Source organism: Streptomyces sp. YIM 121038 (genome assembly GCF_006088715.1).
Classification (GTDB): domain Bacteria; phylum Actinomycetota; class Actinomycetes; order Streptomycetales; family Streptomycetaceae; genus Streptomyces.
This window is the reverse complement of record NZ_CP030771.1, coordinates 1,299,390-1,321,019: the sequence shown is the minus strand read 5'-3', so window position 1 is coordinate 1,321,019 and position 21,630 is coordinate 1,299,390. Positions and strand designations below refer to the sequence as shown.

At 75.6% G+C, this 21,630-nt stretch carries 19 protein-coding genes; 7 read left to right on the top strand and 12 right to left on the bottom strand.

Translation table 11 applies throughout. The annotated features are described in order from the left end of the window. Positions 1–5: 5 nt before the first annotated feature. The 4 genes from C9F11_RS05030 to C9F11_RS05015 form a co-directional block, all read right to left on the bottom strand. Positions 6–929, bottom strand: a complete 924-nt coding sequence (locus tag C9F11_RS05030) for a dihydrodipicolinate synthase family protein (protein WP_138958103.1) — start codon at positions 927–929, stop codon at positions 6–8. 188 nt (positions 930–1,117) lie between these two features. Next, positions 1,118–2,659 carry an NAD(P)/FAD-dependent oxidoreductase gene (locus C9F11_RS05025; protein ID WP_138958102.1) on the bottom strand — a complete coding sequence of 514 codons (1,542 nt, stop codon included), beginning with the start codon at positions 2,657–2,659 and terminating at the stop codon, positions 1,118–1,120. Continuing rightward, a complete protein-coding gene (locus C9F11_RS05020; protein ID WP_138958101.1) occupies positions 2,640–2,960 on the bottom strand; it encodes a (2Fe-2S)-binding protein in 321 nt (106 codons plus the stop codon). Before C9F11_RS05020 ends, C9F11_RS05025 begins: the two co-directional genes overlap by 20 nt. Beyond that, positions 2,950–4,134 (bottom strand): FAD-binding oxidoreductase, encoded by a 1,185-nt coding sequence (locus C9F11_RS05015; protein WP_138958100.1) that lies wholly within the window; start codon positions 4,132–4,134, stop codon positions 2,950–2,952. Before C9F11_RS05015 ends, C9F11_RS05020 begins: the two co-directional genes overlap by 11 nt. A 173-nt stretch (positions 4,135–4,307) precedes the next feature. Between C9F11_RS05015 and C9F11_RS05010 the strand changes: the two genes are divergently transcribed. Together C9F11_RS05010 and C9F11_RS05005 are read left to right on the top strand one after the other, a co-directional pair. Then, positions 4,308–4,709, top strand: coding sequence for a VOC family protein (locus tag C9F11_RS05010; RefSeq protein ID WP_138958099.1), 402 nt, complete (start codon positions 4,308–4,310; stop codon positions 4,707–4,709). A gap of 41 nt (positions 4,710–4,750) precedes the next feature. After that, positions 4,751–5,410, top strand: coding sequence for a class I SAM-dependent methyltransferase (locus C9F11_RS05005; protein WP_138958098.1), 660 nt, complete (start codon positions 4,751–4,753; stop codon positions 5,408–5,410). Positions 5,411–5,427: 17 nt separating this feature from the next. Here C9F11_RS05005 and C9F11_RS05000 read toward each other — a convergent pair whose 3' ends face one another. Beyond that, complete coding sequence (locus C9F11_RS05000) at positions 5,428–6,831, bottom strand: aminopeptidase P family protein (RefSeq protein ID WP_138958097.1); 1,404 nt, start codon at positions 6,829–6,831, stop codon at positions 5,428–5,430. Positions 6,832–7,122: 291 nt separating this feature from the next. Here C9F11_RS05000 and C9F11_RS04995 point away from each other — a divergent pair, with 291 nt between their 5' ends. Next, a complete protein-coding gene (locus tag C9F11_RS04995; RefSeq protein ID WP_138958096.1) occupies positions 7,123–9,447 on the top strand; it encodes a collagenase in 2,325 nt (774 codons plus the stop codon). 8 nt (positions 9,448–9,455) lie between these two features. Here the strand turns inward: C9F11_RS04995 and C9F11_RS04990 are convergent, their stop codons facing one another. Continuing rightward, entirely contained in the window at positions 9,456–10,034 is a 579-nt protein-coding gene (locus C9F11_RS04990) for a histone deacetylase (protein ID WP_138966074.1), read from the bottom strand. A 232-nt stretch (positions 10,035–10,266) separates the two neighbouring features. Between C9F11_RS04990 and C9F11_RS04985 the strand changes: the two genes are divergently transcribed. Beyond that, on the top strand, positions 10,267–10,815 hold the full coding sequence (locus tag C9F11_RS04985) for a hypothetical protein (RefSeq protein ID WP_138958095.1): 549 nt from the start codon (positions 10,267–10,269) through the stop codon (positions 10,813–10,815). Here C9F11_RS04985 and C9F11_RS04980 read toward each other — a convergent pair. Beyond that, positions 10,812–13,325 (bottom strand): NEW3 domain-containing protein, encoded by a 2,514-nt coding sequence (locus tag C9F11_RS04980; protein ID WP_138958094.1) that lies wholly within the window; start codon positions 13,323–13,325, stop codon positions 10,812–10,814. The two genes, C9F11_RS04985 and C9F11_RS04980, sit on opposite strands and share 4 nt — an antisense overlap. 289 nt (positions 13,326–13,614) lie before the next feature. On the opposite strand from C9F11_RS04980, the gene C9F11_RS04975 reads away from it, so the two are divergent. After that, positions 13,615–15,540: a histidine kinase gene (locus C9F11_RS04975; RefSeq protein ID WP_171075643.1), complete on the top strand. Its 1,926-nt coding sequence runs from the start codon at positions 13,615–13,617 to the stop codon at positions 15,538–15,540. Positions 15,541–15,829: 289 nt separating this feature from the next. Further along, entirely contained in the window at positions 15,830–16,354 is a 525-nt protein-coding gene (locus tag C9F11_RS04970) for a VOC family protein (RefSeq protein WP_138958092.1), read from the top strand. A 60-nt stretch (positions 16,355–16,414) separates the two neighbouring features. Here C9F11_RS04970 and C9F11_RS04965 read toward each other — a convergent pair whose 3' ends face one another. Continuing rightward, a complete protein-coding gene (locus tag C9F11_RS04965; protein WP_138958091.1) occupies positions 16,415–16,999 on the bottom strand; it encodes a TetR/AcrR family transcriptional regulator in 585 nt (194 codons plus the stop codon). A 107-nt stretch (positions 17,000–17,106) separates the two neighbouring features. Here C9F11_RS04965 and C9F11_RS04960 point away from each other — a divergent pair, with 107 nt between their 5' ends. Further along, positions 17,107–17,952, top strand: a complete 846-nt coding sequence (locus C9F11_RS04960; RefSeq protein WP_138958090.1) for a class I SAM-dependent methyltransferase — start codon at positions 17,107–17,109, stop codon at positions 17,950–17,952. Here C9F11_RS04960 and C9F11_RS04955 read toward each other — a convergent pair. The 4 genes from C9F11_RS04955 to C9F11_RS04940 all read right to left on the bottom strand — a co-directional run bounded on the left by C9F11_RS04955 (position 17,943) and on the right by C9F11_RS04940 (position 21,492). Beyond that, entirely contained in the window at positions 17,943–18,974 is a 1,032-nt protein-coding gene (locus tag C9F11_RS04955; protein WP_138958089.1) for an aldo/keto reductase, read from the bottom strand. The two genes, C9F11_RS04960 and C9F11_RS04955, sit on opposite strands and share 10 nt — an antisense overlap. Positions 18,975–18,982: 8 nt before the next feature. Beyond that, the gene (locus C9F11_RS04950) at positions 18,983–19,459 is read right to left on the bottom strand and encodes a MerR family transcriptional regulator (protein ID WP_138958088.1); all 477 of its coding nucleotides are present in this window, start codon (positions 19,457–19,459) and stop codon (positions 18,983–18,985) included. Between the two features lie 66 nt (positions 19,460–19,525). Continuing rightward, positions 19,526–20,197 carry a response regulator transcription factor gene (locus C9F11_RS04945; protein ID WP_138958087.1) on the bottom strand — a complete coding sequence of 224 codons (672 nt, stop codon included), beginning with the start codon at positions 20,195–20,197 and terminating at the stop codon, positions 19,526–19,528. Further along, complete coding sequence (locus C9F11_RS04940; RefSeq protein WP_138958086.1) at positions 20,194–21,492, bottom strand: histidine kinase; 1,299 nt, start codon at positions 21,490–21,492, stop codon at positions 20,194–20,196. Before C9F11_RS04940 ends, C9F11_RS04945 begins: the two co-directional genes overlap by 4 nt. Positions 21,493–21,630 lie beyond the last annotated feature (138 nt).

Genomic DNA, 21,630 nt, shown 5'->3' with positions numbered 1-21,630 from the left:
CCGGGTCAGTGGTGGCCGTCGGCGACGGCCTTCTCCGTGGCGGCGCGCACCTGGGCGCCCGCAGCGTCGGCCAGCGGCGTGCGCGGCGGCCGGGTGGGGCCGCCGCGCCGCCCGACGATGTCCATGGACGCCTTGATGGCCTGCACGAACTCGGTCTTGGAGTCCCAGCGCAGCAACGGGTGCAGGGACCGGTAGAGCGGCAGCGCGGCCTGAAGGTCACCGGCGGTCGCGGCGCGGTACAGCGCGGCGCAGGAGGCGGGGAAGGCGTTGGGATAGCCCGCGACCCAGCCGACGGCACCGGCCGCGGCGAGTTCCAGGAGGACGTCGTCGGCGCCGATCAACAGATCGAGGTCCGGGGCGAGTTCGGCGATCTCGTACGCCCTGCGCACATCTCCGCTGAACTCCTTGACGGCCACGACGTGCCCCGCGCCGTGCAGCTGGGCGAGCAGGGCCGGGGTCAGGTCGACCTTGGTGTCGAGGGGGTTGTTGTAGGCCACGACGGGCAGCTGTGCCCGGGCCACCTCGGCGTAGTGGTCGCGCACCGCGCGCTCGTCGGCCCGGTAGGCGTTGGGCGGCAGCAACAGGACGCTGCCGCAGCCCTGTTCGCCCGCCTGCTCGGCCCAGCGGCGCGCCTCGGCGCTGCCGTACGCGGCGACGCCCGGCATCACCCGGGCCCCGTCGCCCGCGGCCTCCACGGCGGTGCGGACGACGCGGGCGCGCTCGTCGGGGGTGAGGGTCTGGTACTCGCCGAGCGAGCCGTTCGGCACGACACCGTCGCAGCCGTTGTCCAGGAGCCACCGGACGTGTGCGGCGTAGGCGTCGTGGTCGACGGAGAGGTCGTCGCGCAGCGGCAGCGCGGTGGCGACCATGATGCCGCGCCACGGCCGCTCGGGGGTCCAGGAGGCGGCGGGGGAGGGGGAGGGGGTCATGAAGGGAGCCCTTCTATGGTGTGTGACATTTTATTGAGCAGAGCGTGGAGCCTGGGAGGCCGACAAGCGGCCGGTGCGGGGCGGCCCGACGCGACCGGTGCGAGACGGTCCGGTGCGGGGCGGTCCCGTGCGGTGCGGGGCGGTCCGGTGTGACCGGTGCGGGCGGTCCGGCGGGAAAGGGGGCGGCGCTATCCGTCGGCCGTCGGGGTCTCCTCGTCCCCGTCCACCACGGCGAGCGCTCCCAACGGCACCGGCACCGACAGTGGTCTGCGCTCCGGTGGCGGCGACTGCGGCGCCCCGGCCGCGCCCGCGGCGAGGCAGGTCACGGCCGTGCCGCACATCCGGCCCTGGCACCAGCCCATGCCGGCGCGGGTGAGGAGCTTGACGGTGCGGGCGTCCCGGGCGCCGTAGTCGTCGATCGCCTCGCGGACGCTGCCCGCGGTGACCTCCTCGCAGCGGCAGACCTCCGTCGCGTCGTCGAGCCACCGCGTCCAGCCCTCGCCCGGGGCGTGGGCGCGCGCCATCACCTCCGCGAAGGCGCGCAGCCGGTGTCGGCGCCGCCGCAGCTCGCGCACGCGCGGGCCGTCGAGCAGGGCGGGCCGCCCCAGGGTCCGCGCGGCGATGGCGACGCCCGCCAACTCGCCCTCGGCGAGGGCGAGCGGGGCGCCGCCGACGCCGCCCGCCTCGCCCGCCGCGTAGACGCCGGGCACCGAGGTGCTCTGGAGGGCGCTGAGGGCGAGCGCGTGCGTCCCGTCCGGTGCGCGCCGAGTGGCGCAGCCGAGCCCGGTGGCCAGTTCGAGCTGGGGGACCAGGCCGTGGCCGATCGCGAGCGCGTCGCAGGCGATGCGGCGGCCGGTCCCCGGTACGGGCCGCCAGTCGCGGTCCAGCCGCGAGACCGTGACGGCCTCCACGCGGTCGGTGCCGTGCGCGCGGGTCACCGCGCTGCGGAGCCGGGGCCGCACCCGGTGCCGCAGCAGCGCCGCGCCATGGGTCGCGCCCTCCAGGAGCTTGTGCGGATGGGCAAGGAGGGTGCGCGGCTCACGGGCGTAGGCGAGGTAGCCCGACGCCTCCACCAGGGCGGGCACCCGGGCCCCCGCCGAGGCGAGCGAGGCGGCCACGGCGAGCAGCAGCGGCCCGCTGCCCGCCACCACGACCCGGCTGCCCGGAAGGACGAGCCCGGACTTCAGCATCGCCTGGGCCCCTCCGGCGGCCACGACACCCGGCAGTGTCCAGCCGGGGAAGGGGAGGTGGCGCTCGTACGTACCGGTCGCGAGCAGCACCGCACGGGCCCGTACGCGCACGGGACGCTCCCCGCCCCTGCCCCCGTCGGAGTCCCCGCCTCCGCCTCCGTCCGAGCCGGTGACGGCGTGCACGGCCCACAGGTCCTCGCCGCCCTCGGCTGTCCCGGCGTCCTCGCGTACGACGGTCCACACGTGGTGGCGCGTCAGCCGGGTGACCGTGCCGGAGTCCAGGCGGTGGCGCAGGTCCGCGAAGGCCGCCCAGCCGTGGTGCAGGGCCTCGGGGCGGGTGGCGCCCAGGGCCGGGTCGGGGTGGCGGTAGTACTGGCCGCCGGGCTGCGCCGAGGAGTCCAGCAGGGCGACGGACAGGCCGAGTTCGGCGGCGGTCACCGCGCCCGCGAGGCCCGCGGGGCCGGCGCCGATCACGGCGAGGTCGTACGGCCCCGCAGGGGCCCGCTGTTCCGGAGCCGTCTCAGACGCCGAGTCCCGCATGCCCGTGTCCCTCCTGCGTGGTGACCGCGTCGCCGGGCCGCGCCGGGACCAGACAAGCCCGCCGGTTCGGGCGGGAGTTGATGGTGGCCAGGCAGTCGTGGCACTGGCCGATGCCGCAGAACGCGCCGCGCGGCCGCCCGCCGACCCGGGTCGTGCGCCAGGCGAGGACGCCCGCCGCCCAGAGCGCGGCGGCCACGGACTGGCCGGGCAGCGCGGGGACGGGGCGCCCGTCGAAGCTGATCTCGAACGCGGCGTCGGGGGCGGCCCCGACGAGGTCGGCGGGGGTGCGGTCACGCGCCATGCCCCGGCTCCTTCCTGGGGTCGGTGCCCTCGTCGAACCGCTCGGGCCTGAACGGTTTGATGTCGAGGGGGAGTGTGCCGCCGCCGAGCAGCGCGGCGACGAGGCGCCCCGTCGCCGGAGCGAGGCCGATCCCGGCGCCCTCGTGCCCGCAGGCGTGCAGCAGGCCGGGGGCGCGCGGATCGGGGCCGATGGCGGGCAGGTGGTCGGGGAGGTAGGGCCGGAATCCGGCGTACGTCCGCATGGCCCGCACCGTGGCGAGCACCGGGAAGAGCCGGACGGCCTGCGCGGCGAGGCGCCGCAGCGCCGCCACCGACAGGGTGCGGTCGAAGCCGACGCGCTCCCGGCTCGCGCCGATCAACACGGGCCCCGCCGGGGTGCCTTCGACGACGGCGGAGGTCTGGAGCGCCGCCGAGCCGCTGGCGACGTCGGCCACGTAGTCCGCCGCGTACACCTTGCGCCGGACGACGCGGGGCAGCGGCTCGGTGACCAGGACGAAGCCGCGCCGGGGCAGCACGGGCAGGGGCGCTCCCGCCAGCCGGGCGACCTCGCCGCCCCAGGTCCCCGCCGCGTTGACGACGTGCGGCGCGTGGACGTCGCCCGCGGGCGTCCGCACCCCGCGCACCCGCCCGCCGGAGCCGGTGAGGACGCCGGTGACCTCCTCGCCGAGCCGCAGCCGCACCCGCTCGCCGCCCGCGCGCAGCAGCTGGGCGGCGGCGAGTGCGGGCTGCACCTGCGCGTCCTGCGGATAGTGGAAGGCGCCCGCGAGGCCGGGCGCGAGATGCGGCTCCAGGTCGCGGAGCCGGTCGCCCGGCACCTCGTCGGCGGCGACGCCGGAGCGGGCCTGCCGGGCGGCGAACTCCCGCAGGGAGGCCAGTCCGTGGGCGTCGGCCGCGACGACGAGGCCGCCCTTGGTCTCGTACTCGATGCGCGGCGGCAGGGCGTCGGCCAGCTCGCGCCACAGCCGCGTGGAGAGCAGGGCCAGATCGAGTTCCGGGCCGGGTTCCTTGTCCGAGACCAGGAGGTTCCCCTCGCCCGCACCCGTCGTCCCGCCCGCGACGGGGCCGCGGTCGATCACGGTGACGTGGAGTCCGGAGCGGGCCGCGTAGTAGGCGCAGGCGGCGCCGACCACTCCCGCCCCGATGACGATGACGTCCGTGGAGTTCCTCGTGGGCACGTCAGTAATATTTCACATTGCACCGGTGTTGCCAAGGGATCCCGCACGCGGCACCAACTCTCCCCGCCCCGGGTCCCGTTCGGCAGGTCGTACGGCCCCGGGGCGCGGGCGGCCTCGGCTCCGTCGGGCGCGCGGCATACGCTGGGCCCTCGTCGGCACTACCCGGGAGAGACATGGCAAGTAGGTTCACCGAGCTGGTCGTTGACTGCCGCGACCCCGAGAGGCTCGCCGCATTCTGGTGCGCGGTCCTGGACTTCAAGGTGATCGACCGGGGCGAGGGCAGGGTCGAGATCGGCTCCTGGGTGCCGACGGTCGAGGACGTCCGGGCCCGCCAGATGCCACCCACCCTGCAGTTCATCCGGGTGCCGGAGGGCAAGACCGTGAAGAACCGGCTCCACCTCGACGTCAGCCCGATCGACCGCGGCACGGAGGACGAGGTGACCAGACTGCTCGGCCTCGGCGCCACCAGGGCGGACGTGGGCCAGGGCCCGGACCGGAACTGGGTGGTCATGGCCGACCCCGAGGGCAACGAGTTCGACGTGCTCCGCACCCTGGCACCGCGGGACCGGGCCTAGGGGCGGCGGAGCGGGCGGGCGCTCCTGGCTACCGTGGCCCCATGGCGCTCCTCGCTCACCTCCACCGTTTCAACCAGCGGCATCCCTGGAGCCACAACGACCACTACGGCCGCTGGATCGCGGACCGGGTGGCGGCGTCCGGGGCCCGCCACGTCCTCGACGTCGGGTGCGGCACGGGGAACCTCGCCGCGCTGCTGCGCCGCCGGGCCGTCACCGTCACCGGGCTCGAACCCGATCCCGGGACGGCCCGCGTCGCGGCGGAGCGCTTCACCGGCGATTCCGCGGTCACCGTCGTCGAGGCCGGTTTCGACGGGCGCGACCCGCGGCGACGTTACGACGCCGTCACCCTGGTCGCCGTCCTGCACCACCTGCCGTTGGCGCCCACCCTGCGCGAGCTCCGCCGGTGTCTCGCTCCGGGCGGGCGCCTCGTGATCCTCGGCTGCTACCGGGAGTCCGGGCCCGTCGACCGGCTCGCCACCCTGCCCGCCGCGCTCCTGAATCCGGTCCTGGGCCTGATCAGGCATCCGGCCCGCGCCGACGCGCCGCCCCCGCACATGACGGCGCCGACCGCCGACCCGCTGGAGACCCTTGCCGACGTCCGGGCCGCGGCCGCGCGGGAACTGCCCGGCGCCCGCATCCGCCGCCGTCTGTTCTGGCGCTACAGCCTGCTCTACGACGCCCCCGCCGGGAGCCCCGGCTAACGGGCCGGGCGCCCCGCTCAGCCCTCCATGAGGTTCCCCATCCACTCCTCCACCCCGTCCGGAGTGCGCGGCAGGCTCCCGGACATGAGGCGGGCCCCCTCGGCGGTGATCACCAGGTCGTCCTCGACGCGGACGCCGATGCCGCGCAGTTCGGGCGGCAGCGTCTCGTCGTCCGGCTGGAGGTAGAGGCCGGGTTCGACGGTCAGGACCTGGCCTTCCTCCAGGACTCCGTCCAGATAGACCTCGGTCCGCGCCTGCGCGCAGTCGTGCAGGTCGATCCCGAGCATGTGGCCGCTGCTGCACAGGGTGTAGCGGCGGTGGAAGTCGCCCTCGGGGCTCTTGAGGACGCCCCACTCCGTGAGGCCCTCCGCGATCACGCGCATCGCGGCCCGGTGGAAGTCGCGGAAGCGCGCGCCCGGCCGCAGCGCGGCGATCCCCGCGTCCTGTGCGGCGAGCACGAGCTCGTACACCTGCCGCTGGACGGGGGAGAAGCGCCCGGAGAGCGGCAGGGTGCGGGTGATGTCGGCGGTGTAGAGGGTGTCGGTCTCCACGCCCGCGTCCAGGAGGAGCAACTCCCGCGCGTCCAGCGGCCCGTCGTTGCGGATCCAGTGCAGGACGCAGGCGTGGGCACCGGAGGCGGCGATGGTCTCGTAGCCGGTGCCGTTGCCCTCCGCGCGGGCGCGCAGGCCGAAGACGCCCTCGATCCAGCGTTCGCCGCGCGGATGGGTGAGGGCGCGGGGCAGGGCGCGCACCACGTCCTCGAAGCCCGCCGCCGTGTGGTCCACGGCCTGCTGGAGCTGGGCCACCTCCCAGGCGTCCTTGACGAGCCTCAGCTCGCTCAGGGCGGCGGCGAGTTCGCCGTCCGTCGCCGCGTGGCGCCCCGGCGGGAGCGCGCCGAGGCCGTCCAGGTGGGCGCAGCGGATGCCGGTCATGCGCTCGGCCTCCTCCAGGTCGGGGCGGCGGCCGACCCAGAACTCGCCGTAGCGCCGGTCCCGGTAGAAGCCGCCGTCGGCGCGCGGCGAGCGGGGCCGCACGTACAGGACCGCCTCGTGCCGGTGCGGCCCGTCGGGCTCCAGGACCAGGACGTGCCCCGCCTGCTCCTCGCCGGTCAGGCCGGTGAGCCACGCGTACGCGCTGTGCGGCCGGAAGCGGTGGTCGCAGTCGTTGGAGCGCACCCGCAACTCCCCGGCGGGGATGACGAGCCGCTCCCCGGGGAAACGGGCGGCCAGGCGCGCCCGGCGGCCCGGGGTGACGTCGGCGGCCGTCAGACGGAGGTCGCCGGGCAGTGGGCTCGGCGCCCAGTCACCCGCCATGAACCGCTCGAACTCCGGGGAGACGGGCAGGTCGTGGCTGACCGTGCCCGGGGCGCGGGGGGTGTCGGCCGCTCGCGGGCCGGGGGTGTCGGTCGTGGTCTCGGGCATGGGTGGTCCTCCTCGGTTCGCCGGGTGACCCGGCCGCCCGTCCGGGCCGGTCGGCCGGGGCGCGGCGGAGGGTCCGGGCCGGACGCGATGGGTGGTCCGGCCGGGACACAGCTGGATAACGGAGCGCCTGACCCCTTGTCAGTGCAATTTCACATTACTACGTTACGCGTCACATGGCGTTGGGTTCCCTGACGGGCCCTGGTCGCCAAGTGCCGTTACAAGGCGGGCAGTTGGGCGCCCATCGCCCCTGCCTCGTGTGCTTTCCCATGACCCCCACCCTGGGAGCCCTCTGTGTTTCCTTCGAGAACCCTGCGCAGATCCCTGCTCACCGCCGCGACGGCGGTGACCCTCTGCGTGACCGCGGCCCCGCTCGGCCAGGCGGACACCCCGTCCGCGCCGGGCGACGCGATACGGCAGGCCGCCGCGCGACCGGGACCCGCCGCGCCCGACCCGCACGACCGGGCCGACCGCCTCGCCAAGGCGCCCAAGCCCGGGGCCCGGCGGCTCCCGGCGCCCGGCGGCCTCACCGACGGCCGTGTCCCCGGCCCCCGTACGCCCAAGCCCGAGCGGCGGACCGCGGCCGCCGGGTGCACGCTCGACGACCTGACCCGGCTGTCCCCGGAGGGGCTCGCCGACTTCCTCGCCGACCCGGCCGTCACCGCAGACGGCTGTCTGCGCTCGCTGATCTGGACCTGGGACCGGCGCCTCGCCCCGGTGATGTCCGATGCGCACGTGCAGGCCGTGTCGCGGCGCGTCAGCGCGCTCGCCGCGAGCCACGACGGCAAGAACACCGGCCACCTCCTTGAGATGTTCACCTATCTGCACGCCGTCGCGTACCACGACTTCTCCCGCGACGAGATCGACGTCACCGACCCGCCGACGGTCGCCGCCATGCGGGCGGCCGTCGACGCCTTCGGCTCGGCCGCCCGCACCTTCGACGCGACCGGGACGAACGCCGAGACGCTCCGCGAGGCCCTGTACGCGGCGAGCGCGCCGGGCCTGCGCCAGCACCAGCTGCCCCTGGTCAAACGGGTCCTGAAGACCATGGACGCCGACCGGCCCGACACCTACAAGAACCGCTCCTGGGGCGGGTCGGCCCTCGCCGCGCTGTCCCTGAACTACCTGGGCGTCTACCCCGGCAACCGGGACACCGCCTTCCACGCGGCCGTCGCCGCCGACCCCGCCTACCGCGCCGCATTCAAGGCGTTCGCGGGCTACGGACACCTGAAGGGCACGGACAACGCCTGGGCGGCCCGCGACGCCCTCCTGGAGTACGGCCGCATGGGCCAGGTCGAGGCGCTGCGCACCGAGATCGTCTCGGGGCTCGGCGGGCTCCTCGACGTCACCGCCCGGACCTTCGGCAACCTCAGCGCGCCGTGGGCGAAGGTCGCCACCTGGCTGGTCGAGTTCGAGGCCTGCGCCCCGTACAAGGTGTGCCGCGAGGACATCGAGAAGAAGCTGTTCCCGCAGACGTACAGCTACGGCAAGCAGGGCACCGACGGGATCGTGGTGCGCCACGCCCTCGACCGCCCCACCGTCGACCAGCTGTACTACGCGAGCCAGCAGGTCAAGGCGCAGTTCCACCGCGTGGTCGGCACCCAGGAGCCGCTCAAGGGCGACACCAACTCCAGCCTGCGCGTGGTCCTGTACTCCTCGCGCGCCGAGTACGAGAACTTCCAGCCGCTCCTGACCGGCCTGAGCACCGAGAACGGCGGCATGTACATCGAGAAGGGCGCCACCTTCTACACCTACCAGCGCCGCGTCCCGCAGGACTCCTCGCTCACCCTCGAGGAGCTGTTCCGGCACGAGTACACGCACTATCTCAACGGCCGCTGGGCGGTGCCCGGTTCCTTCGGCGAGGGCCCGTGGTACCAGGGCGACCGGACCACGGCGATGGACGAGGGCACCGCGGAGTTCTTCGACGGCGCCACCCGCGACGACGGCATCAAGGTCCGCAAGTCCCTGGTCAAGGGCATCATCGCCGACACCGCGGGCGGCGGCCCGCGGATGAGTGTCAACCAGCTCCTGCACGCCACCTACGACGGCGACGGCTTCCGGTTCTACAACTACGCGGGCACGTTCTTCGAGTACCTGTGGGCCGAGCACCCCGCCGAGCTCCAGGAGATGTACCGCCTGCTGCGCAAGGACGACCCGACGGGCTTCGACGCCTGGCGCGACCGGGTCGGCAGGGACACGCACCTGCAGTCCGAGTACGACGCCTTCCTCGACGAACAGATCGCCAAGGTCGACGACCTGTTCGTGCCCGCCACCACGTACGTGCCGGTGGGCCAGCTGCGCGCCACCACGGCGGCCCAGGTCCGCGACTCCATCAAGGCGACGACCGGCAACGCCCCGGAGTGCGCCGCCGGCGGCTCGCAGGACCGCCCGCGCTTCGCCTGCACGGGACGGATCACGGCCCGCCTCACCGACTCCCAGGACGAGGACCTGGTCTACAAGGACATGTCCGAGACGGTCGACTACTTCATCCTCGACCGGGCCAAGGGCGGTGAGAACAACCTCGCCGACATGAACTGCTCGTTCGGTGCCGTGGACATCTGGACCGACGGGCGGGCCGGTACCTCGGACTTCCGCTGCGAGGGCCCGCTGCGCGGCTGACCCACAGGTCAGCGCGCGAGCAGCCGCGCGACCCGCTCGGCCGTCCAGTGACCCAGGGCGCCCGGCCGGGCCGCGAGGTAGGCGGAGACGGCGGCCTCACCCCAGGCCGCCGTCTCCATCAGGCCCGCGCCCAGGTGCCGCAGATAGGCGCCCGCCGGCGGGTTGAGGGCCACGTCCGCGAGGTGCCAGGGCGCCGTGAAGGTGAGCAGCGGCAGGCCGTCGAGGAGCCCCGGGCACACCAGCGTCTCGTAGCGCCCGGCACCGAGGCGGGCGCGGCCGTTCCGGACCACCGCCGTCAGATCGAGGTCCCTGCCCGGGGCGCGGTACATCTCCTGCGCGGCGATGTCGGAGAACTGCCCGCGGGTCACCAGGTGCGCCCGCGCGTACAGGACACCGTCGGCGGCCGGGTCGTAGAAGGCCCGCCCGCCCGTCCACAGCGCCGACTCCGTCGCGAAGTACAGGGCGCCCGGCAGTTCCACGGCGCGCGAGACCTCGGGCGGCCGCCGGTCGCGGCAGCCCGGGTGGTCCCGGGACGAGCCGGGGGGCCTGCCGCCCGCGATGTACGCCATGAGGCGGTCGAGGTGCATGTTCGAGCCGTAGGAGACGTACCAGACGCGCTCCCGGCCCGGGTCGGGGCTCGGCACATGAGGCTCCGTGTGCGGTGTGGTGCTTGTCACCCAGTATGAGCTGTCATCCGGCGAAAGTGTTCGAAAAGAAGATCGACGTCTCCCTATACTTCGCTTTGTTCGAAGGGTGGGGGGCTGTGCCTTCGTGACGTCCCTCAGCCCTGCCGTTTTCGCGCAAGAATGAGGAACTCGCATGTCGCGCAAGAGCCTGCTCACCGCCGGTCTGCTCGCCACCGCTCTCACCGCCGCCCTGGCGCCGACCGCGCAGGCGGCCTCGGGCACCATCACGCGCGCCGAGTACGACAAGGTGAAGCTCGGCGCGTCCGTCGCCAAGCTGACCTCGGTCGCGGGCAGCGGCGCCTGCAAGAAGACCGCGAGCGACAGCTTCCCGGGCTACTCCAGCAAGACGTACACCTGTAAGGGCAACAAGCGCTTCAGCACGGCGGAGTTCTTCTTCGGCAACGGCAAGCTGGAGATCAAGTCGCAGGCCGGTCTGGACGGCAAGGAGTCCAACGGCAAGATGACGAAGGCCAAGTACAAGAAGATCACCAAGGGCAAGACCGTCGCGCAGATGCACACCATCGCGGGCAAGGGCGTCTGCGTGCGCTCCGCCGACTCCGAGGCCCAGGGCGTGAAGTCGGCGATCTACGTGTGCGAGCAGAACGGCTCGTCGTACGGCGTGGCGTCGTTCTCCATCGGCAACGGCAAGGTGGACGGCCGCAGCCAGTTCGGCCTGCGCTAGTCACCGCCTCGGGGCCGCCGTTGGACGAGCGACACCGACGGCGGGACCGGCTCGTCGCCGAGGCGGGCCTCGAAGGTCAGCGGGTGGTCCGCTCCGGTGGCCACCCGCTCGCCCGCCGTCACCGTGAAGAGCACCCGTACGCGCCCGTGTGCGGGCACCCGGACCTCCGCCACGCGGCGGGGCGTCACCGACCACCCCGCGGGCGGCCGCGCGGTGAGCGTGACGGTCCGCGCGGTGGGGTTGAAGTTGTAGACGGCGAGGCGCATCCGGGTCGTCGTGCCCAGGCGGTAGCCCAGCGGCGGCTCGGCGTCGCCGTCGGCCTTGTCCGGCGCCGCGTCGGCCGCCGCGAAGCGCTGGTCGAGGACGATGTGCTCGGCCGGGGACAGCGGGCGCGTCCGGGTGCGGCCGTCGCCCGCGGGCGGCCTGGGCCGCCGGGGCGGCGGAGCCTCGGTCACCAGGTAGAGCGGGTCGCGGCCCGCCTTCACGCGGACCGTTCCCCGCCGGGACCTGGGCGGTGCGCCCCGGGCCGCGCCCATGATGTCGTACACGCGCGTCGGCCCGTCCGGCACCGGGACGTCCACGGACCTCGGCCGGGGCGCGCACACCACCGTCACCGTGCGGCCCGCGCCGTCCGCGAAGACGAAACCGGCCGCGCGCGGCAGCAACTCCGTGATCGTTCCCGCGTAGTTGGCCTCCCCGAGGAGCGCGGTGAGCGCCGCGTACGCGCTGAACGCGGGCAGCGGCTGGAAGTCCCGGCTGAACAGCGCGAACGAGACGCCGTCGTCCGTGCACGGCGGCCCGCAGAACCAGAACTGCCGGTCCGTGCCCGCGGCCAGGCTCTCCACCGCCGAAAGCACCAGATAGCGGGCCTGGGTGCGCTGTGTGGCGTACGCGGGGTCGCCACCCGGTACGGCGGGCAGGAAGGCACCGCACTCCGTCATCCACATCGCCACCTCGCGGCCCGGCGCCCCGAACCGCCCGCGCAGCTCCTGCTGCTCCTCCGGCGCCGACGAAGGATCGGGGTCGGTGTCGTCGAGCGGCGGATAGCCGTGGAAGCTCCACACGTCGGCGTACCGCACCACGTCGTTGCGCAGCATCAGCTCCTGGAAGAGGCCCTCCTGCGCGATGCCGGGAAGCACCACCGGGGGCGCGTCCGGCTGGTCCGCGATGCCGAGCGCCGCCGCCTTGACGTACGCGGCGTGCTGGTCGCCGGTGCTCGCGGTGGCGTCGACGTCGGGCTCGTTCGACAGCTGGAGCGCGTCGGCCGGTACGCGCCCGCCCCGCCCCGCGAGGTGGGCGGTGTAGCGGTAGGCGTCGCGCAGGTCGGCGGGGAGCGGCACGGAGGTCCTGGTCAACGCCCAGTCGGGGGGCGGCGAGACGACCTCGACGACCTTCAGGCCGTGGTCGTGGAACGCCGCGCGGGCGGTGTCGAAGGGCTCTGCGGCGAACGGGCCGCGCGGGGCGCGCTGCGCGGCGGGCCAGGAGCCGCCGTCGCGGACGTGCCCGACGCCCATGGCCGCGAGGGCCGACGCGAGCGCGGGCAGCCGGGCGGGCGGCACCAGGGCGTAGGTGGCGACGTTGACGCCGAAGCGGTTCGCCGGGCCCCGCACCGCACGCCGCTCCGGAAGGCGCGCGAAGCGCCCGGTGACCGTGGCCCTCGGGGCCGAGCCGAGGGCCGCCAGGACACGGTAGGCGCCGGGCGGCAGTGCGGGCAGGGGGAGCACGGCCCCGGCGGCGCCCGCCGGGACGCGCACGCGGCCGGAGGCCACCTCCTTCGAGGAGTGGTCGAGCAGCCGGTACGAGACGCCCACCGGCTCCGGCGCCGCCGCGTTGAGCTCGAAGGCCAGGGCCGCGTGCCGCTCGTCGCGGTAGTGGCCGAGGTTGTCCGCCGGCTCCCCCGCGCGGTCCCGCACGCGCACGGCGCGCAGGGCGAGGGGGACCGGGGTGAGGGTGAACTCGTCGAGGAGGAAGCGGTATCCGGTGTACGCGTCCAGGACGGTCGGCCCCTCGACGGTGAAGGTGAGGGTGTTGGCGCCCCGGCACAGCTCGACCTCGCCCAGCGTGACCCGGGACAGCGCGCCCCAGGCCTTCGGGGACTCGTACCAGTGGGGCTGGGAGTGGGCGAGCGGCAGCGGCGCGGTGCCGTTGACGGCCAGCCGGAGGTACGAGCCCGGCTGCTCGGCGTGCGGCTGCTCCACGGGCACGGAGGCCACCGCCGTGAGGCGGTACGGCCCGGCCGCCGGGGCGTCCACGGTGTACGTGGCGTACCAACCGCCGCGCGCGGGCGGCGCGTCGGCCGTGTCCAGGGCCAGGTAGGCGCCGCCCGACGCTCTCGGGTCGCGGGCGACGGGCAGGGAGGTGCGGGTGGCGGACTCGCCCCGGACGGTGATCGCCCCGTTCCCGGGCACGCCCTGCGGCGAGGTGGTCGCGCGGCTCACGGCGGACGCCGCCGCCAGGCCGAGCCCGGCGGTGATCCCCGCCGCGACGGCGGTACGTCGGTCGATGCTCATGGCCCCAGCACATCGCGACCGGCGCGGGTCCGCGTCCTGCCCGGGCAGGGGCCCGGCACCGGCCTGCTGGCCGGTGTCTCCTCCACCCGTGGGTGGAGAAGTACGCCGGTAGGGTCGCGGTGCGGGCCGGGGCCGCGGGCTGGGGGAGGACCGGATGAGGGCACGGCTGCGCCACAGCGCCCTGAAGGGACAGCGCCCCGAGGGGACAGGGCCCCAAAGGGGCGCGGGGAACTGCGCGACCAGCCACGACGAGGCCCGCAGACACCGGACGCGGCACACACAGCACGGCGTGGCATCGGACGGCCTCGGGGCGGTGGCGCGTAGGCGGGCGGAGGGCGTCGGCGCAGCGGTGCCCGCGCTGCTCCTCGCCGGACACGTGACCGTGGTCGTCTTCGGCCCGGGCCATGCCGAGCCCTGGCAGACGGGCCTGGGGCTCCTCGCGGTGCTCGCGTCGGCGGCAGCCCTGGTGTGGCGGGCGGTGGCACCGGTGCCGGTGTTCTGCGCGGTGCTCGCGGCCGACGCGGTGACCCGGGCGCTGCTGCCGGAGGCCGCGCTGACGCCCGCGCTGCCCGTCGCCGTCTGGGTCGCGCTGTTCTCCCTGTCCGTGCGCCGCCGCGCGCGCCTCGCGCTGCCCGGAGCGGCGCTCGCCACCGCCTCGACCCCCTTGCCCGGGGCGGGCGGTGACGTGACGGGCCCGCTCCTCGACGACCTGCTCGCGGGCGCCCTGCTGCACCTGGTCGTCGTGCTGTGCGGGCGGCTGCGCGCCCACCGCGAGGACCGCAGGGCCCGCCTCCTCGCCCGCCTCGCCGACGTGGACGGCGAACGCCGGGCCGCCGCCGACGCCGAGCGCGAACGGCTCGCCCGCGACCTGCACGACACCGCGGGGCACCACCTCACCGCCATCGCCGTCCAGGGGGCGGCCGCGCTGCGGCTCGCGGAGAGCCGCCCCGAACTGGCCGACGAGGCCCTCGCCCACGGCGCCGCGGTGGGCCGTGACGTGTTGGCCGCCCTCGCCGAACTGGTCGCGGTGGTCGCCGACGAGCCGGACGACGGGCCGCTGCACGACATCCTGCCGCCCTTGTGCGCGGGCCTGGAGCGCCGCGGTGTGCCCGTCGCCCTCGACGTCCGCGGCCGCCCCCGGCCCCTGGCGCCCGCCGTCCGCGCCACCGCGTACCGCGTCGTCCAGGAGTCCCTGACCAACGCGATGCGGTACGCCCCGGGGGCGCCGGTCACCGTCCGTCTCGGGTACGCCCCCGGCGAGGTGACGGTCACCGTGACGAACGAACCCGCCCGGGAGTGCGAGCCGCTGGGCGGCGGCCTCGGCACCGGCCGGGGGCTCGCACACCTGACGGCGCGGGCCGCGTCCGTCGGCGGACGGCTCGCGGCGGGCCCGTCGCGGCGCGGCGGCTGGACCGTCGCCGCGACCCTGCCGACGCGGCCGCCCCGCACCTGGTGGCCGCGAGCGGTGGACGTGGCGCTGTTCACCGTCTGCGCGGCGGCGCCGCTGCTCGCCGCCGTGCCGCTGACCGGCGCTGAACTGTGCGGCCTGGCCGCCCTGTTGACCGCCCACGCGGCCCCCTTGCCGCTGCGCCGCCGGGCCCCCGCGACGGCCCTCGCGGTGTCGCTCGGCGTGTCCCTGGCCTGGGCGGCGGCCACGGTCGCGGGCGTGCTGCCGTTCGCCTGGCTCGCGGCCCTGGCCTGCGCGTGGGCGGTGGAACTGGCCGCGCTGCGCGCGGTGGGCGCCTACGGCCCCGCCCGCGCGACCTGGCCCGCGCCGGTCGCGGTCGGTGCCGTCGGCGGGGCGGTGCTCGGGCTCGCGGTGCTGAGCGACCCGGCCGAGTCGGCGGGCCCCGGCACCGCGGCGCTGCTCGCGGGCCTCGGCCTGGTGGCCGTGCCGTGGCTGCTGCCCGTGTGGGCGCTCGGCCTGCTGACCCGCGCCCGCCGGGGCGACGGCGGGCGCTGGGAGCGACGCGTGCTCGACGCGGTGGCCGCGCGCGTCGACGACGCGGTGATTGGCGAGCGCCGCCGCGTCGCGACGGGCCTGCACGGCACGGTCGTCGCCCACACGGCGGGCCTCGTCCGCCGCGCCGAGGAGGGTCTGGCCACGCCCCACGACCGCCGCGCGGCACTGACGGGGATGACGGAAGCGGCCCGCGGGGCGCTCGCCGGACTCCGGGACCTCCTGGACGCGATGGACGCCGCCCGCCTCCCCTGAGCGCGGCGGGCCCGGACGCTCCCACGGCGCCGAACGATCACCGTGCCACGATGACTGCATGGCGACGCGCCAGCCGTGGACGGGGGTTCACGGGGACCTCCTCGCGACGCGGGCCTCGGTGTACGACCTCCCGGCGCCACGGTCGCGATCAGCCGCAGCGGACGTACGACCTGACGGCGCGTCCTCCAGGTCAGGAACCGTCCTATGCGCCTTCTAGTGTCGGCTCCGAAGCAAGTGGGCCCCGGCCGAACGCCGTGGCCCGGCAGGCCGCTACGGAAGGACGTCACCGATGAACCGCACCGTGCCCGAGGGGTACACCAGCGTCGCGCCCTGGGTGGTCACCGACGACACCGGTGCCCTGCTCGACTTCGTGGCCGCCGCGTTCGACGGGCAGGAGCTGGCGCGGGTGCCGGTCGAGGACGGCACCATCGGCCACGGCGAGATCCGGGTCGGCGACACGGTCGTGCTGGCCTTCGACCGGCGGCCCGACTGGCCGGTGATGCCCTCGCTCCTGCGGGTCTACGTCCCCGACGCGGACGCCGCCGTGGCCGCCGCCGTCGCCCACGGCGCGCGGGTCGTCACCGAGGTCTCCGACAGCGCCTGGGGCGACCGGGGCGGCAGGGTGCGCGACCCGTTCGGCAACATCTGGTGGGTGGTCAGCCGCCAGGAGGAGGTCGCGCCGGACGAGGCCTGGCAGCGCATGTCCGAGCCGCGGTACGCCGAGGCGATGCGGGTCGCGCAGCAGACCCTGGACGCCGAACTCGGCGGCCGGGAGCAGGGCGTGGCGAGCCCGCCCCTCCGCCCGGGCGACTGAGCGGGCCGGGCATCGGGGCCCGCCGAAGGCCCTGCCCCAGGCTCCGCCGAAGGCCTTGCCTCAGGCCCCGCCGACCAGCGCGCGGATGAGCCGCTCCACCTCGCCCCGCGGATCCGCCGCGCCCTCCCACCCCGTCATCAGCAGATGGTGCAGCGTCCCGACCAGGGCGAGGGCGACGGACGCCGTGTCCCGCTCCCGTGGTACGCGCTCCAGGCGCTGTTCCTCGCGCAGATAGGCGCCGATCGACTCCTGCACCGCGCCGAAGCCGGGTGCGCCCGCCCGCCAGGCCTCGCGGATCCGCAGGGTGGCGGCCGGGCGGGTCACGGCCAGCTCCACGACACCGGGGTCCAGGGAGAGGACCGCCGCGGCCACGGCGCCGAGGTGTTCGGCCACGGTGGCCGTACCCGCCCGCTCCGGCAGGTCCTTCGCCCGTGCCGCGGCACGGGCGAAGCGGTCCAGACAGAGTTCGGCGACGAACTGGTCGAGGCTCGCGAAGTGCGTGTGCAGCACCCCCTTGGCGCAGCCCGCCTCCTCCGTGACGGCCCGGCCGGTCAGGGCGCCGGCGCCGTCCCGCGCGAGCACGCGCTCCGCGGCGTCGAACAGCCGCTCTCGCAGATCGGGGATCGCGACTCCGCGCGGTGACATCAAGTCCCTCCCAGGGCAAGGCGATTGCCAGTATGGGCGCGTGCCCATACTATTTGGGCACTCGCCCATTCTAGGGTGCCCGGCCGCACCGCTGGAGGTCATCTCGCATGCACGGCATCGTCAACACCGCCCAGGCGCAGGCGTGGAACGGCTACGAGGGCACCCACTGGGCCGCCCACCAGGACCGCTGGAACGCCGTCAACGGCGGGTTCGACCAGCCGCTGCTCGACGCCGCCGCCCTCCGCGCCGGTGACGAGGTCCTGGACGTCGGCTGCGGGGCCGGAGCCACCACCCGCCTCGCCGCCCGGGCCGTCGGCCCCGGCCGCGCGCTGGGTCTCGACCTCTCCGCGCCCATGCTGGCGCGCGCCCGGGAGCGGGCGGCGGCGGAGGGCGTCGCCAACGTCTCCTTCGCGCACGGCGACGCCCAGGTCCATCCCCTCGCGCCCGCCGCCTTCGACGTGGCGATCAGCCGCTTCGGCGTCATGTTCTTCGCCGACCCCGTCGCCGCGTTCGCCAACGTCGCCCGCGCGCTGCGGCCCGGCGGCCGGATCGCCTTCCTCACCGCCGCCGAGCCGGAGGACACCGAGTGGCTGCTGGCCCTCGGCGCGCTCGACGACATCCTGCCGATGCGGGGGTTCGGCGCGCCCGGAGGGCCGGGCATGTTCTCCCTGGCCGACGCCGACACCGCTACGGGGCTGCTCGTGGCGGCCGGGTTCCACGACGTACGGGCCGAACGCGTCCGGGCGTACGGGACCTGGGGCCGCGACGCCGAGGACGCGGCCCGCTTCATGCTCGACTCGGGCCCCGGCCGCCACCTCCTCGACCAGGTCGGCGCCGACGCGCGGGCCCTCGCCCGCACCCGCCTCACCGAGCGGCTGAGGCGGCACGAGACCGGGGACGGCCTGCGGCTGCTCGGCACCGGCCGGCTCCTGACGGCCCGCCGTCAGGCCTGAGCCTCCCGCGCGGCGGAGGTGAGGGACATGTCCGGGTAGCGATCGCCCGCCACCTGGTCGGCGATCGGCTCCAGGAGGGCGAGTTCCCCGGGGGTCAGGGTGATCCGGGTGGCCGCCGCGTTCTCCAGGAGGCGGCCGCGCTTGCGGGTGCCGGGGATCGGTACCACCGCGAGGCCGTGCGCCCGGGCCCGCTGCTGCACCCAGGCCAGGGCGATCTGCGCCGGGGTGGCGCCGCGGTCGGCCGCGATGGCGCGCAGGGGCGTCAGGAGGGCGGCGTTCGCCACGGCGTTGTCGCCGCTCAGCCGCGGCATCGACTGACGGAAGTCGTCACTCGACAGCTCGGCGCTCGCGTCGGTGAAGGCGCCGGTGAGGAAGCCGCGCCCGAGCGGCGAGTACGGCACGAAGGCGACCCCGAGGTCGGCGGCCGCGCCCACCACGCTGTGCTCGACGTCCCGGCTGAAGAGCGACCACTCCGACTGCACCGCGGCGATGGGGTGCACGGCGTACGCCTCGCGCAGCTCGGCCCCGGTGACCTCGCTCAGACCCAGGTGCTTGACCTTGCCCTCCCGCACCAGCCCGGCCATCGCGCCGACGGACTCGGCGAGCGGGACCCCGGGGTCCCTGCGGTGCATGTAGTACAGGTCGATGGCCTCGACGCCCAGGCGGCGCAGGCTTCCCTCGACGGCCCGGCGCACGTACGCGGGATCGTTGCGGACGGCCCGGTGGCCGGGGTCGTCGGCGCGGGTCTCGATGCCGAACTTGGTGGCCAGGGTGATGTCGTCGCGGTGCGCGGCGACGAACGGCGCGAGGAACTCCTCGTTGGCGCCGCTGCCGTACATGTCGGCGGTGTCGATGAGGGTGACGCCCGCCTCGACGGTCGCCTCCAGGGTGTCGCGGGCCGCCGCGTCGTCGGTCTGTCCGTAGGCGGCGCTGATGCCCATGGCGCCGAAGCCCTGGACGCCGACGAGGGGGCCGCCGGTGCCGAGGCGGACCGTGGGGATCGGTTCGATGGAGGTGCTCATGAGGGCGTTCAGGCCCCTTCCGGCGCACGGTGGGCGCCCGCGTAGAAGGTGATTTTGGCGTCGAGGACGGCGAGGGCGTCCCGCAGCTCCGTGAGGCGCGCGACGACGTCGTGCCGGGTCCGCTCCAGGACCTCCCGCCGCTCCGCGTGGGTGACCTCGCCCCTGCGGACCAGGTCCGCGAAGTGGACCATGGCGGCGACCGGCATTCCGGTCAGCCGCAGCTTGCCCACGAAATCGAGCCACTCCAGATCCCTGTTGCTGAAGCGGCGCTGCCCGGTGTGGGACCGCTCCACGTGCGGCATCAGACCGATCTGCTCGTACCAGCGCAGGGTGTGGGCCCGCAGCCCGGTGAACGCCGCGACCTCGCTGATCGTGTAGCGGTCCTGGCCGTCGGGGCGCGGATGCCGCAGCGTCGGGGACACGCAGATGTCCGGGCGCGTGTCCGGGCGCGGAGCTGTCAAGGAGGCGTTGTCGGTCACCGTCATGCCGATCACGCTAAAGCGTTCGAGTGCACTTGAAGCAAGTGCTTTGTGCGTGCGGGCGGCCCGGCGTCAGGCGGTGGCGCCCGGAGTGACGAGGCCCGACTCGTAGGCGAAGACGGCGGCCTGGGTGCGGTCGCGCAGGGCCAGCTTGTGCAGGATCCGGCCGACGTGCGTCTTGACGGTCTCCTCGGCGACGGTGAGGGCCGTGGCGATCTCCGCGTTGGACAGGCCCTGGGCGACCTGGACGAGGACCTCGGTCTCGCGCGCGGTGAGCCGGTCGACGACCACGCCGGTGGGCCGCTTCGCCACCGGGCCGATGCGGGCGAACTCGGTGATGAGCCGCTTGGTGAGCTCCGGGGAGAGCAGCGCGTCGCCCCGCGCCACCACCCTGATCCCGTCGGCGAGCCGGCTGCCGGAGGCCTCCTTGAGCAGGAAGCCGCTCGCCCCGGCGCGCAGCGCCTCGTACACGTACTCGTCGAGGTTGAAGGTGGTCAGGGCCAGGACCTTCGTCGGGGACGCGGGGTCCGCGGTGATCCGGCGGGTCGCCTCGATGCCGTCGAGGCCGGGCATGCGGATGTCCATGACGACGACGTCGGGCCGCAGCGCGGTGGCGCGGGCCACGGCCGCGGCGCCGTCCTCGGCCGTGGCGACGACGTCGAGGTCGGGTTGGGCGCCGAGCAGGACGGAGAGGGCCTCGCGCACCATGGCCTGGTCGTCGGCGATCAGCACGCGGATCGTCATGCGGGGGAGTCCTTGTCCGTGGTGGGGTCCTGGCCGGGAAGGCCGCGCGGGGTGCGGCGCGCCGGGAGGACGGCGGTGACCTCCCAGCCCCCGCCCGGCAGCGGGCCCGCGGCGAGGTCGCCCTCCAGCATGGCAGCACGCTCGCGCATCCCGGTGAGGCCGTGGCCGCCGCCCGGCGCGGGGGCGGCGGCCACGGCGGCGGGCCCGTTGGTGACGCACAGCCGCAACGCGGTGGGCGCGTAGGAGAGTTCGACGGCCGCCTCGGCGCCGGGGGCGTGCCGCAGGGTGTTGCTCAGCGCCTCCTGGATGATGCGGTACGCCGACAGCTCCACCCCCGGCGGCAGCGGCCTGCGGTCGCCGTCGACGCGCACGGCCACGGGAAGCCCCGCCGCGCGCACGTGCGCCAGCAGGGTGTCGAGCGCGGCGAGCGAGGGCTGCGGGGCGGTGGCGGCCGTGCTCGCGCCGGGGGCGTCGGCGCGCAGCAGACCCAGCAGCTGCCGCAGTTCGGCGAGGCCCTCCAGGGCGTTGGCGCGGATCGAGGCGAACGCGGCGGCGAGCTCCGGCGGCGGGTCGGGGACGCGGTAGGGCGCCGCGTCGGCCTGGAGGGAGATGAGCGACATGTGATGGGCGACGACGTCGTGCAGCTCGCGGGCGATCCGGGTGCGCTCCTCCAGGACGGTGCGCACGGCACGCTCCTGCGCGGTGGCGGCGATCTGCGCGGCGAGCCGGGCGCGGTCCTCCCTGCGCCCCCGGGCCACCCCGCCGACCAACACCGCGAGGGCGAACAGGACGAGGCCGAAGAACACCAGGTCCCAGGAGCCGACGGCGCCCCCGGCCGCTTTCAGGACCACTCCGGCCGCGGCGCTGAGGACCGCCGCCGCGGCCGCCGACGCGGGGGGCACGCGCAGCGCGAGCAGGAGGAGCACGCCCGCCTGCACGGTCCAGGTCCACAGCTCGTTGGCGGGCGTGGGCGGATGAGCGAGGGGGATGGCGACGAAGAACGCGCTCGACAGCCACCAGGCGGGCACGGGGCGGCGCAGCGCCACCGGCCAGCAGGCCGCGTGCCCGACGGCCAGGAGCCGTGCGGGCAGGTCCGCGCCGGTCGCCGCCACCGCCGCGGCCGCGAGGACGACCAAGGCGTGCGGGAGCCGGCGCAGCCACCGCAGGCCGCGCGGCCAGGACCAGGGCGGCAGCGGCATGGCCCGGGTGGTCGTCAGGTCGGCGCGCAGGTCGCGGAGCGCGGCCTCGACCCGGGCCGGGGCGGGGCTCGTGGGCGGGGGGTGGTGGCTGGTCATGCCGGGCGTCCTCGGTGGTCACCGTGCGAGAGGGAGGGCGTGAGCACGGCTGTCGGCGTACCCGGAAGTGAGGCTAGGGGGCCGGGGCCGGGGGCGGCGTCCCGCCCTGGGGTGAGATCGTCCGTAGCTCTCCGGAGG

Bases quoted from the DNA above. Each gene is read 5' to 3' on its own strand.
- C9F11_RS04980 (WP_138958094.1), bottom strand. From the start codon at position 13,325: ATGAGCATCGACCGACGTACCGCCGTCGCGGCGGGGATCACCGCCGGG.
- C9F11_RS04955 (WP_138958089.1), bottom strand. From the start codon at position 18,974: ATGAGCACCTCCATCGAACCGATCCCCACGGTCCGCCTCGGCACCGGC.
- C9F11_RS04960 (WP_138958090.1), top strand. From the start codon at position 17,107: ATGCACGGCATCGTCAACACCGCCCAGGCGCAGGCGTGGAACGGCTAC.
- C9F11_RS04950 (WP_138958088.1), bottom strand. From the start codon at position 19,459: ATGACGGTGACCGACAACGCCTCCTTGACAGCTCCGCGCCCGGACACG.
- C9F11_RS04940 (WP_138958086.1), bottom strand. From the start codon at position 21,492: ATGACCAGCCACCACCCCCCGCCCACGAGCCCCGCCCCGGCCCGGGTC.
- C9F11_RS04970 (WP_138958092.1), top strand. From the start codon at position 15,830: ATGAACCGCACCGTGCCCGAGGGGTACACCAGCGTCGCGCCCTGGGTG.
- C9F11_RS05020 (WP_138958101.1), bottom strand. From the start codon at position 2,960: ATGGCGCGTGACCGCACCCCCGCCGACCTCGTCGGGGCCGCCCCCGAC.
- C9F11_RS04965 (WP_138958091.1), bottom strand. From the start codon at position 16,999: ATGTCACCGCGCGGAGTCGCGATCCCCGATCTGCGAGAGCGGCTGTTC.
- C9F11_RS05030 (WP_138958103.1), bottom strand. From the start codon at position 929: ATGACCCCCTCCCCCTCCCCCGCCGCCTCCTGGACCCCCGAGCGGCCG.
- C9F11_RS05010 (WP_138958099.1), top strand. From the start codon at position 4,308: ATGGCAAGTAGGTTCACCGAGCTGGTCGTTGACTGCCGCGACCCCGAG.
- C9F11_RS05025 (WP_138958102.1), bottom strand. From the start codon at position 2,659: ATGCGGGACTCGGCGTCTGAGACGGCTCCGGAACAGCGGGCCCCTGCG.
- C9F11_RS04945 (WP_138958087.1), bottom strand. From the start codon at position 20,197: ATGACGATCCGCGTGCTGATCGCCGACGACCAGGCCATGGTGCGCGAG.
- C9F11_RS05000 (WP_138958097.1), bottom strand. From the start codon at position 6,831: ATGCCCGAGACCACGACCGACACCCCCGGCCCGCGAGCGGCCGACACC.
- C9F11_RS04985 (WP_138958095.1), top strand. From the start codon at position 10,267: ATGTCGCGCAAGAGCCTGCTCACCGCCGGTCTGCTCGCCACCGCTCTC.
- C9F11_RS05005 (WP_138958098.1), top strand. From the start codon at position 4,751: ATGGCGCTCCTCGCTCACCTCCACCGTTTCAACCAGCGGCATCCCTGG.
- C9F11_RS04990 (WP_138966074.1), bottom strand. From the start codon at position 10,034: ATGCACCTCGACCGCCTCATGGCGTACATCGCGGGCGGCAGGCCCCCC.